The organism is Bradyrhizobium iriomotense (assembly GCF_018129405.1).
Classification (GTDB): Bacteria; Pseudomonadota; Alphaproteobacteria; order Rhizobiales; family Xanthobacteraceae; genus Bradyrhizobium; species Bradyrhizobium iriomotense_B.
Window position 1 is genome coordinate 90532 of the sequence record NZ_JAFCLP010000009.1, and the last position, 14872, is coordinate 105403.

13 protein-coding genes, 1 tRNA gene and 1 pseudogene are annotated in these 14872 nt (G+C 64.0%); 11 read left to right on the forward strand and 4 right to left on the reverse strand.

From position 1 onward, the window contains the following. Window positions 1–50 precede the first annotated feature (50 nt). The 7 genes from JQ592_RS20090 (at window position 51) to JQ592_RS20120 (ending at window position 6964) form a co-directional block, all read left to right on the forward strand. A complete protein-coding gene (locus JQ592_RS20090; RefSeq protein WP_211404528.1) occupies window positions 51–938 on the forward strand; it encodes an outer membrane protein in 888 nt (295 codons plus the stop codon). Window positions 939–1008: 70 nt separating this feature from the next. Further along, window positions 1009–1599 (forward strand): glutathione S-transferase family protein, encoded by a 591-nt coding sequence (locus tag JQ592_RS20095; RefSeq protein ID WP_211404529.1) that lies wholly within the window; start codon window positions 1009–1011, stop codon window positions 1597–1599. A 29-nt stretch (window positions 1600–1628) separates the two neighbouring features. Then, window positions 1629–2093, forward strand: a complete 465-nt coding sequence (locus JQ592_RS20100) for a GNAT family N-acetyltransferase (protein WP_211404530.1) — start codon at window positions 1629–1631, stop codon at window positions 2091–2093. Window positions 2094–2348: 255 nt separating this feature from the next. Beyond that, window positions 2349–2555 carry a hypothetical protein gene (locus tag JQ592_RS20105; protein ID WP_211404531.1) on the forward strand — a complete coding sequence of 69 codons (207 nt, stop codon included), beginning with the start codon at window positions 2349–2351 and terminating at the stop codon, window positions 2553–2555. Between the two features lie 79 nt (window positions 2556–2634). After that, on the forward strand, window positions 2635–3807 hold the full coding sequence (locus JQ592_RS20110; protein WP_211404532.1) for a phosphoserine transaminase: 1173 nt from the start codon (window positions 2635–2637) through the stop codon (window positions 3805–3807). Window positions 3808–3957: 150 nt separating this feature from the next. Then, window positions 3958–5547 carry a phosphoglycerate dehydrogenase gene (gene serA / locus JQ592_RS20115; protein ID WP_211404533.1) on the forward strand — a complete coding sequence of 530 codons (1590 nt, stop codon included), beginning with the start codon at window positions 3958–3960 and terminating at the stop codon, window positions 5545–5547. 244 nt (window positions 5548–5791) lie between these two features. After that, window positions 5792–6964 carry a thiolase family protein gene (locus JQ592_RS20120; RefSeq protein WP_211404534.1) on the forward strand — a complete coding sequence of 391 codons (1173 nt, stop codon included), beginning with the start codon at window positions 5792–5794 and terminating at the stop codon, window positions 6962–6964. A 164-nt stretch (window positions 6965–7128) separates the two neighbouring features. Here the strand turns inward: JQ592_RS20120 and JQ592_RS20125 are convergent, their stop codons facing one another. After that, on the reverse strand, window positions 7129–10485 hold the full coding sequence (locus JQ592_RS20125) for a PAS domain-containing sensor histidine kinase (RefSeq protein WP_211404535.1): 3357 nt from the start codon (window positions 10483–10485) through the stop codon (window positions 7129–7131). Between the two features lie 714 nt (window positions 10486–11199). On the opposite strand from JQ592_RS20125, the gene JQ592_RS20130 reads away from it, so the two are divergent. From JQ592_RS20130 to JQ592_RS20140, 3 genes are all read left to right on the forward strand, one after another. After that, window positions 11200–11634 carry a phasin gene (locus JQ592_RS20130; RefSeq protein WP_211404536.1) on the forward strand — a complete coding sequence of 145 codons (435 nt, stop codon included), beginning with the start codon at window positions 11200–11202 and terminating at the stop codon, window positions 11632–11634. 194 nt (window positions 11635–11828) lie between these two features. Further along, a tRNA-His gene (locus JQ592_RS20135) sits at window positions 11829–11905 on the forward strand. Window positions 11906–11989: 84 nt separating this feature from the next. Then, window positions 11990–12190, forward strand: coding sequence for a hypothetical protein (locus JQ592_RS20140; RefSeq protein WP_211404537.1), 201 nt, complete (start codon window positions 11990–11992; stop codon window positions 12188–12190). Window positions 12191–12929: 739 nt separating this feature from the next. Here the strand turns inward: JQ592_RS20140 and JQ592_RS38295 are convergent. Continuing rightward, a pseudogene (locus JQ592_RS38295) lies at window positions 12930–13028 on the reverse strand (ABC transporter ATP-binding protein); the annotation flags it as partial. Window positions 13029–13122: 94 nt separating this feature from the next. Then, on the reverse strand, window positions 13123–13527 hold the full coding sequence (locus JQ592_RS20145; protein ID WP_211404538.1) for a nuclear transport factor 2 family protein: 405 nt from the start codon (window positions 13525–13527) through the stop codon (window positions 13123–13125). A gap of 231 nt (window positions 13528–13758) precedes the next feature. On the opposite strand from JQ592_RS20145, the gene tenA reads away from it, so the two are divergent. Next, window positions 13759–14433: a thiaminase II gene (tenA, locus tag JQ592_RS20150; RefSeq protein ID WP_211404539.1), complete on the forward strand. Its 675-nt coding sequence runs from the start codon at window positions 13759–13761 to the stop codon at window positions 14431–14433. A gap of 30 nt (window positions 14434–14463) precedes the next feature. Here tenA and JQ592_RS20155 read toward each other — a convergent pair whose 3' ends face one another. Next, entirely contained in the window at window positions 14464–14694 is a 231-nt protein-coding gene (locus JQ592_RS20155; RefSeq protein WP_349630479.1) for an AEC family transporter, read from the reverse strand. Window positions 14695–14872: the final 178 nt, after the last annotated feature.

Consider the following 14872-nt stretch of genomic DNA (forward strand, 5'->3'; position numbering starts at 1 on the left):
AACGAGCCATGATCATCGGCGAAAGTTCGAGTCCGATCTGGAGCGTTGCGATGCGTAGGCTTTTGTTGGCGGCGGTGATGTTGGGGACGGTGTCTGCCGCACACGCGGCCGATATGCCGGATCTGCCGATCCTGCGCGGCGGCTTCACCGACGGCCTGTCGAAGACGTCCCGCAACTGGGACGGCTTCTATCTCGGCGGCAATGCCGGCTACACCAGCGACGCCACCGATTTCAGCCAAAGCGTCGTCGGCTTGACCAACTACATCTTCCGCGACAGCGTTCTTCAGCAGCCGACATCGACGTGGTCGCTGATGAACAAGACCAACACGCAAGGTGTCAATTTCGGCGGCTTCATCGGCCGCAACTGGCAATGGTATGACGCCATCCTCAGCCTCGAGGGCACCTACAGCTACTTCAACAATCTCGCGACGTCGACGTCGGGCTCGAACTCGCTCATGATCGTCAACCCGGCCGGCGAAACGCGGCCCGCCGGCATCACCAACAACTATGGCGTGACGCTGACCGGTACCGCTGCGGCGCAGGTCAAGGACATGATCACGTTGCGTGGGCGCGTGGGTTGGGACGGCGGCGACTTCATGCCCTACATGTTCGCCGGAGCGGCTGTCGGTCGCATGGACGTGTCCCGCACGGTGACGAGCAACGTGACATTGCGGCAGGACTCGACGGTTACGGACGCGTTCGGCAACGTCATCACGGTGATCGGCACGACGAACCCCGTTCCGGCGCAATCGCAGACCCAGTCGCAGCACAGAACCAACACTTTCGCGGTGGGGTGGACTGCCGGTCTCGGTCTCGAATACTGCATCTGGGACGGTCTATTCGCGCGCGTCGAATATGAATATGTGAGATTCTCTCCCGTCATGAACACGCAGGTGACGCTGAACAACGCGCGCCTCGGCCTCGGCTATAAGTTCTGAGCGGTCCGCTTTCTGTTGACAGCTTCGCTTCGTCCTGATGCTCTGTCGCTCCGACAGCGGGGCGGCAGCGATGAAGATCTACGGCGACAGCAATTCCGGCAATTGTCTCAAGGTGAAGTGGGTCTGCGACAAGCTCGCGGTGCCCTATCAGTGGATCGAGATCGACACCCGCAAGGGCGAGACGCGCACGCCGCAATTCCTCAAGATGAACGGCGCCGGCCAGGTGCCGACCGTTGCCTTCGACGACGGCCGCACGCTGGCGCAGTCCAACGCCATCATCCGCTATCTCGCCCGCGACAGTGTCCTCATTCCGCGCGACGCCTTCGCTGCGGCGAAGATGGACGAATGGCTGTTCTGGGAGCAGTACAGCCACGAGCCCTATATCGCGGTGTGCCGCTTCCTCATCGTTTATCTCGGCAAGGACGCCTCCGAGCTGGATCCTGAAAAGGTCAAGCGCGGCTATGCGGCGCTCGACCGCATGGAGCAGCACCTCGCCACCAGCCGCTTCTTCGCCGGCGATGCGGTCTCGCTCGCCGACGTCTCGCTGCTCGCTTATACGCGCGTTGCGCATGAAGGCGGTTTCGATCTTGGTCGCTATGCGGCCATCCGCGGCTGGATCGGCGAGGCCGAGGCCTTTCTCGGCCTGCCGGCGTCGCGCTGAGCCTTGGCGCTGAGTCTGGAGTCTCCCGTATGAACGATAAGTCCGTCTCGATCCGTCCCGCGCGCCGCGAGGACGTCCCCGCGATCGTGGCGATGCTCGCCGATGATCATCTCGGGCGCGCTCGCGAGCGCGTGGAGGAGCCGCTGCCTGCGTCCTACTACGCGGCATTCGAGCGGGTCGAGCGCGATCCAAATCTGACGCTCGTGGTTGCCGAGAGCGAGGGCAGGGTGGTCGGCTGCCTGCAACTCGCTGTTCTCTCAGGCATCAGCTCGCAAGGCGGCATCCGCGGTTTGCTCGAGGATGTGCGCGTTGCTTCCGATTGTCGCAGCCGCGGCATCGGCGAGCAGTTGGTGCAATGGGCCGTGACGGAAGCAAAGGCGCGCGGCTGCAATCTGGTCGAACTGCTGACGCACCAGACGAGAACGGATGCGCAGCGCTTCTACAAGCGGCTCGGATTTGTTGCGAGTCATGTCGGCATGACTGTCCGCTTTTGAGGCAGTAGGAGCGTTTTCGAGCGAAGTGGATACCGGTTCGCGTCAAGAAAACGCGTCAATACAAAAATCCAGAGTCCCGTTCCGGTTGTGTCGGAATGGGGCTCTGGCCGCAAGCGTTGCGTGACCAGCGAAATCGGATCGCGCGTTCGTTCATCTTAAGAGCCGGTAAACTACCCGTCCGTCGTTCACGTGGAAGCGGGAACGAACGGTGCTACTCAACGTCAGACACCGGGCTCGGTCGGTTCGGGGATTTCAATGACAAGCTATTCCATCATCAAGGTCGGCAACGACTACGTTGTGCAGGCCAACGACAAGTGCATTTTGAAGGTCGGCAGCCGCCGCCGTGCCGCGCAATTGATCAGCGAGGCCACGGACTTGCTGAATGCGCTCACTGCCGTCGAGTCCCCGGAAATCGCCCCCGAAGCGCCTTCACTCCAGCGTGAGACGCCTGAACTTCCTTGACGTCTCTGCCCGATTCCCGTATCAGCCGCGGCGGGACACCTCCCCCCAACGGGAGGCTTACTATCTGGAAGGGTAGATCATGACTGTAGCGAAGCCCGCTTCGCGGCCGACCGTGCCGCATTTTTCCTCCGGCCCCTGTGCCAAGCGCCCCGGCTGGAACGCCCAAAATCTCAAGGACGCAGCGCTCGGCCGCTCGCATCGTGCCAAGGTCGGCAAGACCAAGCTCAAGCTCGCGATCGATCTGACGCGCGAAGTGCTTGAAGTGCCCGCCGATTATCGCATCGGCATCGTGCCGGCCTCCGATACCGGCGCGGTCGAGATGGCGCTGTGGTCGCTGCTCGGTGCGCGCCCCGTCACCACGCTCGCCTGGGAATCCTTCGGCGAGGGCTGGGTCAGCGACATCGTCAAGGAATTGAAGCTCAAGGACGTCACCAAGCTCAACGCTGCTTACGGTGAGATTCCCGACCTCTCCAAGGTCGATCCCAAGAGCGACGTCGTCTTCACCTGGAACGGCACCACCTCAGGCGTGCGCGTGCCGAACGCCGACTGGATCAGCGCGACCCGCGAAGGCCTGACCATCTGCGACGCGACGTCCGCCGCGTTCGCGCAGCCGCTCGACTGGGCCAAGCTCGACGTCGTCACCTTCTCCTGGCAGAAGGCGCTCGGCGGCGAAGCCGCGCACGGCATGCTGATCCTGTCGCCCCGCGCGGTGGAGCGGCTCGAGACCTACAAGCCGGCCTGGCCGCTGCCGAAGATCTTCCGCATGACCAAGGGCGGCAAGCTCAACGAAGGCATCTTCGTCGGCGAGACCATCAATACGCCGTCGATGCTCTGCGTCGAGGACTATCTCGATGCGCTGAACTGGGCCAAGTCGATCGGCGGCCTCAAGGCCCTGATCGCGCGCGCCGACGCCAACACCAAGGTGCTGGCCGACTGGAAGGCGAAGACGCCCTGGATCGACTTCCTCGCCAAGGACGCCGCGATCCGCTCCAACACCTCGGTGTGTCTGAAGTTCACCGATCCCGCGATCACCTCGCTCTCCGAGGACGCGCAGGCCGAGTTCTCCAAGAAGCTGGTCGCGCTGGTCGAGAAGGAAGGCGCCGGCTACGACTTCGCCTATTACCGCGACGCTCCGGCGGGCTTGCGCATCTGGTGCGGCGCCACCGTGGAAGCGAAGGACGTCGAGCTCTTGACGCAGTGGATCGACTGGGCTTTTGCCGAGACCAAGGCCACGCTGGCGAAGGCGGCGTAAGCAAACCAAATCCTCGTCATGGCCGGGCTTGACCCGGCCATCCATCAATCAAGAGAGATGGATCCGCGGGTCTCTGGCGTGAAGACGCGCTTCGCGCTTAAGCCCGCGGATGACGTTCCGTAAATGCAGCACGCACCACGGATCATCCCCATGACCAAACCCAAAGTTCTGATTTCCGACGCACTCTCGCCCGCCGCCGTGCAGATCTTCAAAGACCGCGGCATCGAGGTCGACTTCCAGCCCAATCTCGGCAAGGACAAGGACAAGCTCGCCGAGATCATCGGCAATTACGACGGCCTTGCGATCCGCTCGGCGACCAAGGCGACCGCCAAGATCCTCGAGAAGGCGACGAAGCTGAAGGTGATCGGCCGCGCCGGCATCGGCGTCGACAATGTCGAGATCCCGGCCGCCACCGCCAAGGGCATCATCGTGATGAACACGCCGTTCGGCAATTCGATCACGACCGCCGAGCATGCCATCACCCTGATGCTGGCGCTCGCGCGCGAGATCCCGCAGGCCGACGCCTCCACCCAGGCCGGCAAGTGGGAGAAGAACCGCTTCATGGGCGTCGAGATCACCGGCAAGGTGCTGGGCGTGGTCGGCTGCGGCAATATCGGCTCGATCGTCGCCGACCGGGCGCTCGGCCTGCGCATGAAGGTCGTCGCCTTCGATCCGTTCCTGTCGCCGGAGCGTGCCAAGGACATCGGCGTCGAGAAGGTCGATCTGGATGATCTCCTCAAGCGCGCCGACTTCATCACGCTGCACACCCCGCTGACCGAGAAGACCAAGAACATCATCGACGCGGCCGCGATCGCCAAGATGAAGAAGGGCGTGCGCCTGATCAACTGCGCCCGCGGCGGTCTCGTCGACGAGCAGGCCGTGGTCGAGGCGCTCAATTCCAAGCACATCGCGGGTGCCGCCTTCGACGTCTTCGTCGAGGAGCCTGCGACCGCGAACGTGCTGTTCGGCCATCCCAACGTGATCTGCACCCCGCATCTCGGCGCCTCCACCACGGAAGCGCAGGAGAACGTCGCGCTCCAGGTCGCCGAGCAGATGTCGGACTATTTGCTCACCGGCGCGATCTCGAACGCGGTCAACTTCCCCTCGATCACGGCGGAAGAAGCGCCGAAGCTGAAGCCGTTCATCGCGCTTGCCGAGAAGCTCGGCTCGTTCGCCGGCCAGCTCACCGAGAGCGGCATCCTCAAGGTCGAGATCACCTATGAGGGCCACGTCGCCGAGATGAAGATCAAGGCGATCACCTCCGCTGTGCTGTCGGGCCTGCTGCGGCCGATGCTGGGCGAGGTCAACGTGGTGTCCGCGCCCGTCGTCGCCAAGGAGCGCGGCATGGTGGTGGACGAGATCGTGCGCGCCGCCCAGAGCGACTATGAGAGCCTGATCACCGTCACGGTTGCGACCGAACGCCAGGAGCGCTCGGTCTCCGGCACCGTCTACCACGACGGCAAGCCGCGCCTCGTCGACGTCAAGGGCATCCGTGTCGACGCCGAGTTCGGCAAGTCGATGATCTACATCACCAACGAGGACAAGCCGGGCTTCATCGGCAAGTTCGCAAGCCTGCTCGGCGATGCCAAGATCAATATCGCGACCTTCCATCTCGGCCGCGTCGCGCCCGGCAGCGATGCCATTGCGCTGGTCGAGGTCGACGGCGCGGTGCCGGCGGACGTGCTCGCCAAGGTGCTGGCCCTGCCGCAGGTCAAGCAGGCCAAGGCGCTGACGTTCTGAAGATTGTCATTCCGGGGCGATGCGAAGCATCGAACCCGGAATCTCGAGATTCCGGATTCGGCTCTGCGAGCCGCTCCGGAATGACGGTCATCATATCATATATTCCGACCTGCGGAACAACGCCGCCTCCATCGCCGGAGGCGGCGTTTTATTTTCCCCGCCCGTTCAAACTTTGTGTACCAATGGCGCCCAGAACGCCTCGTAACTACGTTCCGTTCAAAATCGTTCGACAAGGGAGAAAACAATGCGTGAAGCCGTCATCGTTTCCTATGCGCGCACGGGCCTGGCGAAGTCCGGCCGCGGCGGGTTCAACATCACGCCGCCGATGTCGCTCGCAGCCCACGCCATCCAGCACGCTGTGAGCCGCGCCGGCGTCGAGAAGGACTATGTCGAGGACTGCTATCTCGGCAATTGCGCCCACGGCGCGCCGAACATCGGCCGCCAGGCTGCGCTGCTCGCAGGGCTCCCGAAGACCACCGCCGGCGTGTCGGTGAACCGCTTCTGCTCCTCGGGACTGCAGACCATCGCGATGGCCGCCAACTCGATCCGCTCCGACGGGGCCGACTGCATCGTCGCCGGCGGCGTCGAGAGCATCTCGATTCCCGGCGGCGGCTCGCCGAAGGAATGGGTCGATCCTGAACTGCTCAAGGTCGCCCCCGACATCTTCATGGCGATGATCGACACCGCCGACATCGTCGCCGAGCGCTACAAGCTCAGCCGCGAATACCAGGACGAGTTCTCGCTGGAATCGCAGCGCCGTATGGCCGCCGCGCAACAGGCGAACAAGTTCAAGGACGAGATCGTCCCGATGAAGACCAAGATGAAGGTCGTCGACAAGCAGACCAAGGCCGAGTCGATCGTCGATTACGTCGTCGATCGCGACGAGTGCAATCGCCCTGACACCACGATGGAAGGATTGGCAAAACTCGAGCCGGTGAAGGGCCCCGGCAAGTTCGTCACCGCCGGCAATGCCAGCCAGCTCTCGGACGGCGCCGCCGCCGTGGTGCTGATGGAAGCCAAGGACGCCGAGAAGCGCGGCCTCAAGCCGCTCGGCCGCTTCGTCGCCTGGGCGACCGCCGGCTGTGAGCCCGACGAGATGGGCATCGGCCCCGTGTTCGCGATTCCGAAGCTCCTCAAGCGCACCGGCCTCAAGATCGACGACATCGATCTGTGGGAGCTCAACGAGGCCTTCGCCAGCCAGTGCCTGTATTGCCGCGACCAGCTCGGCATCGATCCAGCCAAGTACAACGTCAACGGCGGCTCGATCGCGATCGGCCATCCCTTCGGCATGACCGGCGCCCGTCTCACCGGCCATCTGCTGCAGGAAGGCGCGCGCCGCAAGGCCAAGTGGGGCGTGGTGACGATGTGCATCGGCGGCGGCCAGGGCGGCGCCGGCCTGTTCGAGATCTATCACTGAGATCGGGCACGATGAATGCGAAAGGGCACGGCGCGCGCCGTGCCCTTTTTGTTTGGGCGGTCTGCAATCGCGGGCGCATCTTCGTAGCCCGCATGAGCGGAGCGATATGCGGGACCTTCCCGGGTGTCGCTTCGCTCACCCGGGCTACGCAGCGATCTCGCCGCTCACGCCCTCGCCACCACCGGCGCGAACACCACTTCGATCAGCGTGCCGTGGCCGGCGCTCTTGATGTTGAACTGGGCGCGGTTGGCTTCGACCAGCGCTTTGGTCAGCGACAAATTGAGCGCGGAATTGTCCTCGGCATCCCCGGGCGGCGGCGTGCGGAACGGCTCCATGGCGGCGGCGACCTCGCGTTCGCTGAGACCATGGCCGGTGTCGCGGATGCGCAAGCCGATTTCGCCGCGGTCGGTCATCGCGGTGGAGACGATGACCTGGCCGCCGGCGCTCGCAAGCCGGATCGAGTTCGAGATCAGATTCATGGTGATCTGCCGCATCGCGCGCGCGTCCACGCTCACCTGCGGCAGCGCATGCGCCAGCGAGGTGCGGATGATGATGCGCTCGCGGTTGGCCTGCGGCTGCATCACCACGACGCAGGCTTCGACCAGGTCGTTGAGATTGAGGTTGGCGAAGGTGAGGTCGAGCTTGCCGGTCTCGATCCGCGACAGCTCCAGGAGATCGTCGATGATGGCGATGACGCGCTCGCCGGAGGCGCGGATGTCCTTCATGTATTCGCCGTAGCGCTCGTTGCCGAGCGTGCCGAAGCGCTCCGAGATCATCACCTCGGCAAAGCCGATGATGGCATTGAGCGGCGTGCGGATCTCGTGGCTGATGCGCGCCAGCATGTCGGCCTTGGCATTGGCGGCGCCGTCGACGAGGCGGCGCGCCTGCGTCAGTTCGCTCTCGCCCTTCTTGCTCTGCGACAGATCGCGGAACACGGCGAAGAAGTTCGGGCCGTCGGGCCGGGTGCGGCCCATGATCATGGCGAGCGGAATGACGCCGCCCTTCTTCTCGCGTCCCAGCACCTCGCGGCCGTGGTCGAGCAGGCTCGCAATGTCCTGGCCCTTCACGCTGTCGAGATAGTCGGCGACGACCTGCTGGCTCTCGGGCGCGAACAGCGTCACCAGGTTCTGCTCGAGCAGCGTTTCGCCGTCATAGCCGAACAGCGCCTCGGCGCTGCGATTGCAGGCGTGGATGTTGCCTTCGGCATCGAACATGACGATGCCTTCGGCGGTGGTGTCGAGGATCGCGGCGAGATCTTCGGCGTCGGCATCGCCGGCCGCAGGCTCGAGATCGGGCGCGTAGGGGAAGGATTCGGGGACGATGGGCTCGGCGACGACGGGCGGCGCGGGGGCAGCGGGTGCGGCTTGCGGCTGCGCGCAGACCAGCGCATGCGCGCTGTCGCCGTCCCAGTCGATGCTGTGCAGATGCGCTTCAGTCGTCGGCAGCGGCGCTTCGCCATTGGGAAGGGTCGCGCTGATCGTCACCGGCGTGCCGCCTTGCGACGTGCTGCTGGTGGACGACACGCCTGGCTCGACATAGAGCGCGTCTAACCCGCCGGCATGCTCCAGCGCGCTCAGGCTGGCATAGCCCATGCGCGCGAGGAACGCGGGGTTGGCGTAGAGCAGGCGGTCGAGGCGATAGATCAAGATGCCTGTCGGCAACAGGTCGAGCAGCGTGCGGTCGCGTAGGCTGGTGCCGCGCGCCGGCGGCGCGGGCTCGGTCAGCCATTCGGCCGGCGCGGGCGGCGGCAGAGGCTCAAGCTCAGGCTCGGACAGCAGTGGCTCGGGCGCACTCGCAGCAGTCGGCGGCTCGGCGCCGGCTGCTGCGATGCTCTCGCGCTCGCGTTCGAGCCGCTCGGACAATTGCCGCGCGAGCTCGTTGAACGCGCTGTTCTCGACCGGCGTCAGCGTCGGCGGTCTGGTATCGCCGGGGCTGCGGAACGGCACGACGTTGGGAGGCGTTTCCACTGGCGTTTCCAAATCGGTTGGGTGTGAATTCGCTTCGGTGACGGGTTCGGGCAGTTCAGGTTCAGGTGTCGGCTCAGGCTCAGATAGCGGCGGCTCGATCGGCGGCGGCGCCGCTGCCGCCCACTCTGGCTCCGGCTCGACGCTATCGGCGGACAGGCTTTGCGGCGCGTGCGGTTCGACGAACAGCTCGAAGCGGCGCAGCGCATCGAGCCGGTTGAGGCCGTCGAGATCGCGGCAGACGCCAAAGCCTCTGAAGCCCGCAAAGTTGCGATCGCGGTCGTAGACCGGCAGGCCGGCGAGCTCGACCGGCAGATGCTCGCCGCCGTCGGCCGGCCAGTTCACGGTGATCCCGGCCCAGGTGTCGTGGCTTTCGAGCGCCTGCGCGACGCGTCCCTCCGGATCGAGCGAAAACTGATCGGCGATCTCGTGCCAGGGGCGGCCGAAGCCGGCCGCCGTATGCGCGCCCATCAGGCGGATGAAGTCGTCGGAGCCGAGCACGAAGCGGCCCTCCGCATCCATCTGCCAGAGGAAGCGCAGCGGATGCTGGCGCGGTGCGGGCGGCTCTGCGGGAGCGGGCGGCGGCTCGACCATGCCGCCAGTGATGGGCACGGCCTGCGGCGGCACAATGGCTGCGTGCGGGTTTTCAACCGGAGTCTTCGGCGCGATGGCGATGGCCTCAAAGGTCGTCTCGGCTGGCGGCGGCTCGCTCGCCGCAACCGTCTCGGCTGGTTCGGCAAAGGCATCGAACAGCGGGGTTCCGGCTGCAACCTCGTTCGACGGCGCAGGCTGCACATCGTCCGGCACCGCGGCCGCAGGGACAGGCTCCTCGGACGCGGGCGGTGCGGCCGCTTCGCGCGCAATCTCCTGCGTCACTTCTGGCGCAGCATCCGCCGCCGCCTGCGCCGCGGCCGGCTCGATCAGCGCGACCAGGCCGACATCGGCACCTAGGCCGACCCGTTGCAGCACCATCTGCCCGATGCCGATCGGCGTCTCGACGCGGCCGCATCTCAGCGCATCGCTGCGCGCCTGTTCGAGACCGCCGTCCGTCAGGTCGCGGAAGCCGAGCAGGGGACGGGCGGCCTCGCTGGCGCCGACGAACAGTCCGTCGGGCGCGAAGGCCGCCATCGGCACCTTCGCGGCCTCGACCAGGCGATGCAGCCGCTCGACCAGCGGCATCGGTTGCCCGGTCGGATCCAGCGCGGTGACGAGCACGCCATTCTTGCCATCGGCAAAGTCGAGCCGGGCGCAGGCGCAGGTCATGAGGGTGCCGAGCCGGGCCCCGAAGCCGCGCAGCCGCTCCAGCCGCACGGCGCCGTTTGCCGGCAGCTGGCGGGCGAGCCGGGCCACCTGGCGGCGATGGCTGTCGGCGGGGCCGAATATCTTCTCTGCTAGAGCTGTGGCATGGGCCGCGCCGAACAGTCTTGCACCGACCGGATTGGCCCACAGCACGCGGGTGCCGTCGACCGCGAAGAGCCAGGTGGCGAGCTGCGAGGTCGCATGCACGGCCAGCCGCGGATCGCCCACGCCTCGCAACTGGAAATCCGAACTACTCATCCAACCGGCTTCACGTCTCGCTGTCGGCCTCTCGAGGGCGGCTGCCGGAATGGCAGCCTTAAGAAAGGGTTAGTATTGCCCGCGGGCGCGGGCAGGTCCACGGCCCCGATTGGCGGAGAGCGGCCGAAAGCCGCGATAACCTTAATGGTGCCACCCAAGCAAGCCGCACCCCGGCTGCATCCGCAGGATTCGCGGGGCTGTCGCATATGAAGAAGCGTGGCGGACAGCTCGCCCGTAGGCCATCCTTCGAGACGCCCGCCTATGGCGGGCCCTCAGGATGAGGGCGAAGTGCGTGGCACCAATTCCAACGTGCGCCAATGCTGCTTAGCCTCATCCTGAGGAGACCGCTGGAAGCGGTCGTCTCGAAGGACGAGGCGCGCGCTCGGTCGCCACCAAAAGCCAAATGCGCGGGCTGCCCGCGAGGGCGAAGCGGCAGCCGCCTGGAGCCTCCCCGGCATCCCACTACCTCAACCTCGGGTTCCCACCCCTAGGAACTTCATCCTGTCCGGGATTAAATTTCGCGATGCACCCGCCTGATGCATTGCGATGCACAATCTTGACATGATAGGCAGCAATATTACTGGGGCGCACGGCAAACCATCTCGTTTGTTTCGCGTTTCCAGTCTTCGTACCCGCTGAATTCAGGTCCGGAATCGGGGGCCGGCGGGCGCGCCGGAAGACTCACTGCACTTTTTCAAATTGTGAGGGACAACCATGACAGGTGCGACTGATCCGTTTTCTGCCTCGATCATTCCGTTCGAGGTCCCCGAGCAGATGCGTGCGTTCGCCGAAAAGGGCGTATCGCAGGCCCGCGAGAGCTACGCCAAGTTCAAGGACGCGGCCGAGACCCACAACGGCACCGTCGAGGCCGTGTTCACCTGCGCCAGCAAGGGCGCGAGCGAATACACCGCCAAGCTGGTCGAGTTCATGAAGGCCAACACCAGCGCCCATCTGGACTTCGCCCAGGAGCTGCTCGGCGCCAAGACGCCGTCGGAAGCGATGGAGCTGTGGACCGGCCATAGCCGCAAGCAGCTCGAGACCTTCCAGTCCCAGGCCAAGGAGCTGGTCGAGATCGGCCAGCGCGTCGCCAATGAGACCGCCGAGCCGATCAAGGCCAGCGCCGCCAAGTTCTACAAGCCCGCCGCCTGAAGCGGACGGGGCTTGATTCAATCAAGAAACCCGGGCCGAAAGGCCCGGGTTTTGTTCTGGAAATAACGTTGCTTCAATCGGGAATTATCGGGTTTTGCGGCCTTGCCAAAAACCCCCGTTGCACCTAGTTTCCGCCCCGTCCAGCCCCCCTCGGTGACCGGCCTGTCCAGGCGCCCAAGGCGGCTCGCAAGGATGCAGTTGTAGCTCAGTTGGTTAGAGCGCCTGTCTGTGGAACAGGAGGTCGGTGGTTCGAGCCCACCCAACTGTACCAATGTAGTAAATTCCCCTGCAATCCCGGCATCTTACTGATAGGCCAGATGTTTTCGCGCCCTATAAAATACAAAAGGCGCTACAAATGGCATTGCGGATGGTCGCGTTAAGTCGTGCTGCTGATGGTCGATGGTTTGCCCGCGAAGGCATTCCTGCGGATGACGTAGCTGCTGTACGGGAGCTTTATGGCACCGTGCTGAACGAAGGGGCCAACCGGGGCATCCTTGTGACGACGCGTCAAACGATTAGAGCAGTGTTTGATGAGCAACTTCTTCTATCGCGATAGCGCGTCTTTGCGTTTTCACACAGCCAGGACCCCTAGCGAACGCTGTTACGCTGCGCAGATTAGGGTAGCGACAAGCCATTTAACACGAGAGCCGCTACGAGGATCATGAGGGTAAATCCGAGTACGGTCAGAACTTTCACGCACATGGACGGGCCGGTCATGTGGGGTGGAGCGAGGCGGCCAACCGGGGCCATCATGGAGCCTCCGGCCGTCGGCGCTGGGAGGGCGATGGCCGCCTCGCTTTCGCGCGACCTCTAGGGCGTGGAGAGCTTGGTATTGACGCTTGTGACTTCTTGAACGCGGACAATACCTCAAGCTCCCACTGATTGTAGCTATTGGGTGTAACAACCGGTTGCTACAATCTATGAGTACCCGCTAAGAGATTAAGGAGATCTAAATTCGTGCCAACGAAATCGCGAAGGAACCCATCTTTTCAACCGACAGGCGCGCTCCGCAGAACGGAAACGGAGAGAGGTGGCCGACAAGTGTCTCCCTTTGGCCCATCGCGGCAACACGCTGCGCCATGCGTTTTGTCGTGAACGGATCATAGCGGACACAGCGAGAGTTCGACGTCAAAGGGCTTGAGCGGCACGTGAAACGTCGACTTGAAACCCTCTTCCCTAAGGTGTTCGAGCGCGCTGGCGCTTCCAGTCGATAAGGCACCTCAGCGTTTTTCACTTTTTCTTTGCATTTCAAACGACGAACCTAAGGCGGTGGGACTCGCGACCCGGATCGCCAATCATATACTCAAGGCGGGCAACTCATCGTAAGTGCGGCCACGCAGGAGACGACCGGCCGCCTTCTTGTTCTTGCCGCCCCACTGCTTGAAGAAAAACGAGCATCGCCCTCAGCTTGAGCGCGCACATCACCACGACGCTGAGCTTCTCACCCTCCTCTCGCGCGAGGACGATTTATTCCGATCTCATCGTTCGCTAGGAGATCGCGGCCTTGATTTGCGCAGTGTCTGCAAACTCGATCAGTTCGGCGATCTTGCCATCCTGAAATCTGAACAGGTCCAGGATCTCGGTGCTGAAAGTTTTTCCGCTTGGATTGTATCGCACGACAACCCGGGAATGGACTGCGACGCGATCCCCATCGACCAGCTCGGCCAGAATTTCGCGGCTCTCGAAGCCGAAGTCGGCAATGAATTGACCGAAAGCCGCACGCAGGGTCGGGTGTCCCTCCATGCTTCCTGTCAGTGCGAGGGCGCTTTTGTCGCCCGTCAAAGTGAAGACACCCTCGGGATGAAAAGCTGTCACCAGGCCCTCGACGTCGCCGTCGCCGCGCGCGGCGTAAGCGCGCCTGATCAATGCGAGCATCTCTTCGCGCTGTCCCATGTCACCCTCCCTGCAATACGTATCAAGGCAGACTAGCCACCTTTGCGTGCAAAGGCAAAATCATCGGGGCTACGGTGACAGCGCACCAAACTTCCGACGCGGGGAGCGCCTTATCCGCAACGCTGCTCAAAGCCAGTTTTGTGCGCTGTCACCGTAGCTCCTCGGATCGCAATGCGATATCCGTAGCGAGCCAAAGACGTTCATGGAAAAACAAGCCGGGCGGAAAAGATCGTGAGTTTCTTCGAGCGTCTCAAGACAGCAGCATCCGTTGAGTGGCGGGCCTACACCGAACATTCCTTCACGAACGGATTGGCGGACGGCTCGCTCCCCGAAGCGGCGTTTCGTCACTACCTCGTTCAGGACTATTTGTTCCTCATCGAGTTTGCTCGCGCCTACGCGCTTGCGGTCTACAAGTCGCCCAGGCTTGCCGACATGCGTGAGGCAGCGTCCGGCCTTTCGGCCATCCTCGATGTCGAGATGAACCTGCATGTGAAGCTTTGTGCCGATTGGGGTCTATCCCCGGCCGACCTTGAACAGGCCCCTCCGGCGGCCGAGATGCTGGCCTACACACGCTACGTGCTCGACGCGGGTATGCGCGGCGATCTGCTGGCACTCAAGGTGGCGCTTGCCCCCTGCGTGATCGGGTACGCGGAGATCGCAACGCGGCTCGCCTCGCGACTCGATGCGGGCGCTGCGACGAATGCCTATCGCGTCTGGATCGCCGAGTATGCCGGCGCGCCGTACCAGGAGGTCGCTGCCAAAGCGCGGGCGCACCTGGATCATCTCGCCGATCTCTACGCCACACCGGCCCGCGAGGCTGAGCTGACTGCGATCTTCAAGGAAGCCACTCGCCTCGAGGCAGACTTTTGGGAGATGGCCTGGCGCGCGGGCCAAGGTGTGGAATAGCGGTTTCGGCAATCGTCAGGCGCCGCTACCTCACCCCGCCACCACCGGCAACGTCACCGCCGCCAGAAGCGTCCTCAGCGCCACCGCGCCCGACATCGGGTTCACCAGCCGCTGATACTGGACCGCAAAGATATACGCGTTGGCGCCGGTCGGCATCGCCGCGAGCAGCACGATGACGCCGGCGGCTAGCGGCGGCAGGCCCAGCAGCTTCGCCAGCACCAACGCCACCGCCGGCATCGCCAGCAGCTTGAGCACAGCCACGATGACGGTCAACGAACGACGTTTGCCTCTATGCCTCATCTCGTTCAGGTCGCTCAAAGCCTCCTGTGGGTGCCATCCGACATGTCTGCCGGCTGTGTTCGGCTGGACCATATTCAGCATTTGGAGTAGCCTTTTCGGACACAGCAACATGTTGACGGAGGTCCTCCGTGGAACATCG

Coding starts and splice junctions, on each gene's coding strand:
- JQ592_RS20090 (WP_211404528.1), top strand. CDS start 51: ATGCGTAGGCTTTTGTTGGCGGCGGTGATGTTGGGGACGGTGTCTGCC.
- JQ592_RS20095 (WP_211404529.1), top strand. CDS start 1,009: ATGAAGATCTACGGCGACAGCAATTCCGGCAATTGTCTCAAGGTGAAG.
- JQ592_RS20100 (WP_211404530.1), top strand. CDS start 1,629: ATGAACGATAAGTCCGTCTCGATCCGTCCCGCGCGCCGCGAGGACGTC.
- JQ592_RS20105 (WP_211404531.1), top strand. CDS start 2,349: ATGACAAGCTATTCCATCATCAAGGTCGGCAACGACTACGTTGTGCAG.
- JQ592_RS20110 (WP_211404532.1), top strand. CDS start 2,635: ATGACTGTAGCGAAGCCCGCTTCGCGGCCGACCGTGCCGCATTTTTCC.
- serA (WP_211404533.1), top strand. CDS start 3,958: ATGACCAAACCCAAAGTTCTGATTTCCGACGCACTCTCGCCCGCCGCC.
- JQ592_RS20120 (WP_211404534.1), top strand. CDS start 5,792: ATGCGTGAAGCCGTCATCGTTTCCTATGCGCGCACGGGCCTGGCGAAG.
- JQ592_RS20125 (WP_211404535.1), bottom strand. CDS start 10,485: ATGAGTAGTTCGGATTTCCAGTTGCGAGGCGTGGGCGATCCGCGGCTG.
- JQ592_RS20130 (WP_211404536.1), top strand. CDS start 11,200: ATGACAGGTGCGACTGATCCGTTTTCTGCCTCGATCATTCCGTTCGAG.
- JQ592_RS20140 (WP_211404537.1), top strand. CDS start 11,990: ATGGCATTGCGGATGGTCGCGTTAAGTCGTGCTGCTGATGGTCGATGG.
- JQ592_RS20145 (WP_211404538.1), bottom strand. CDS start 13,527: ATGGGACAGCGCGAAGAGATGCTCGCATTGATCAGGCGCGCTTACGCC.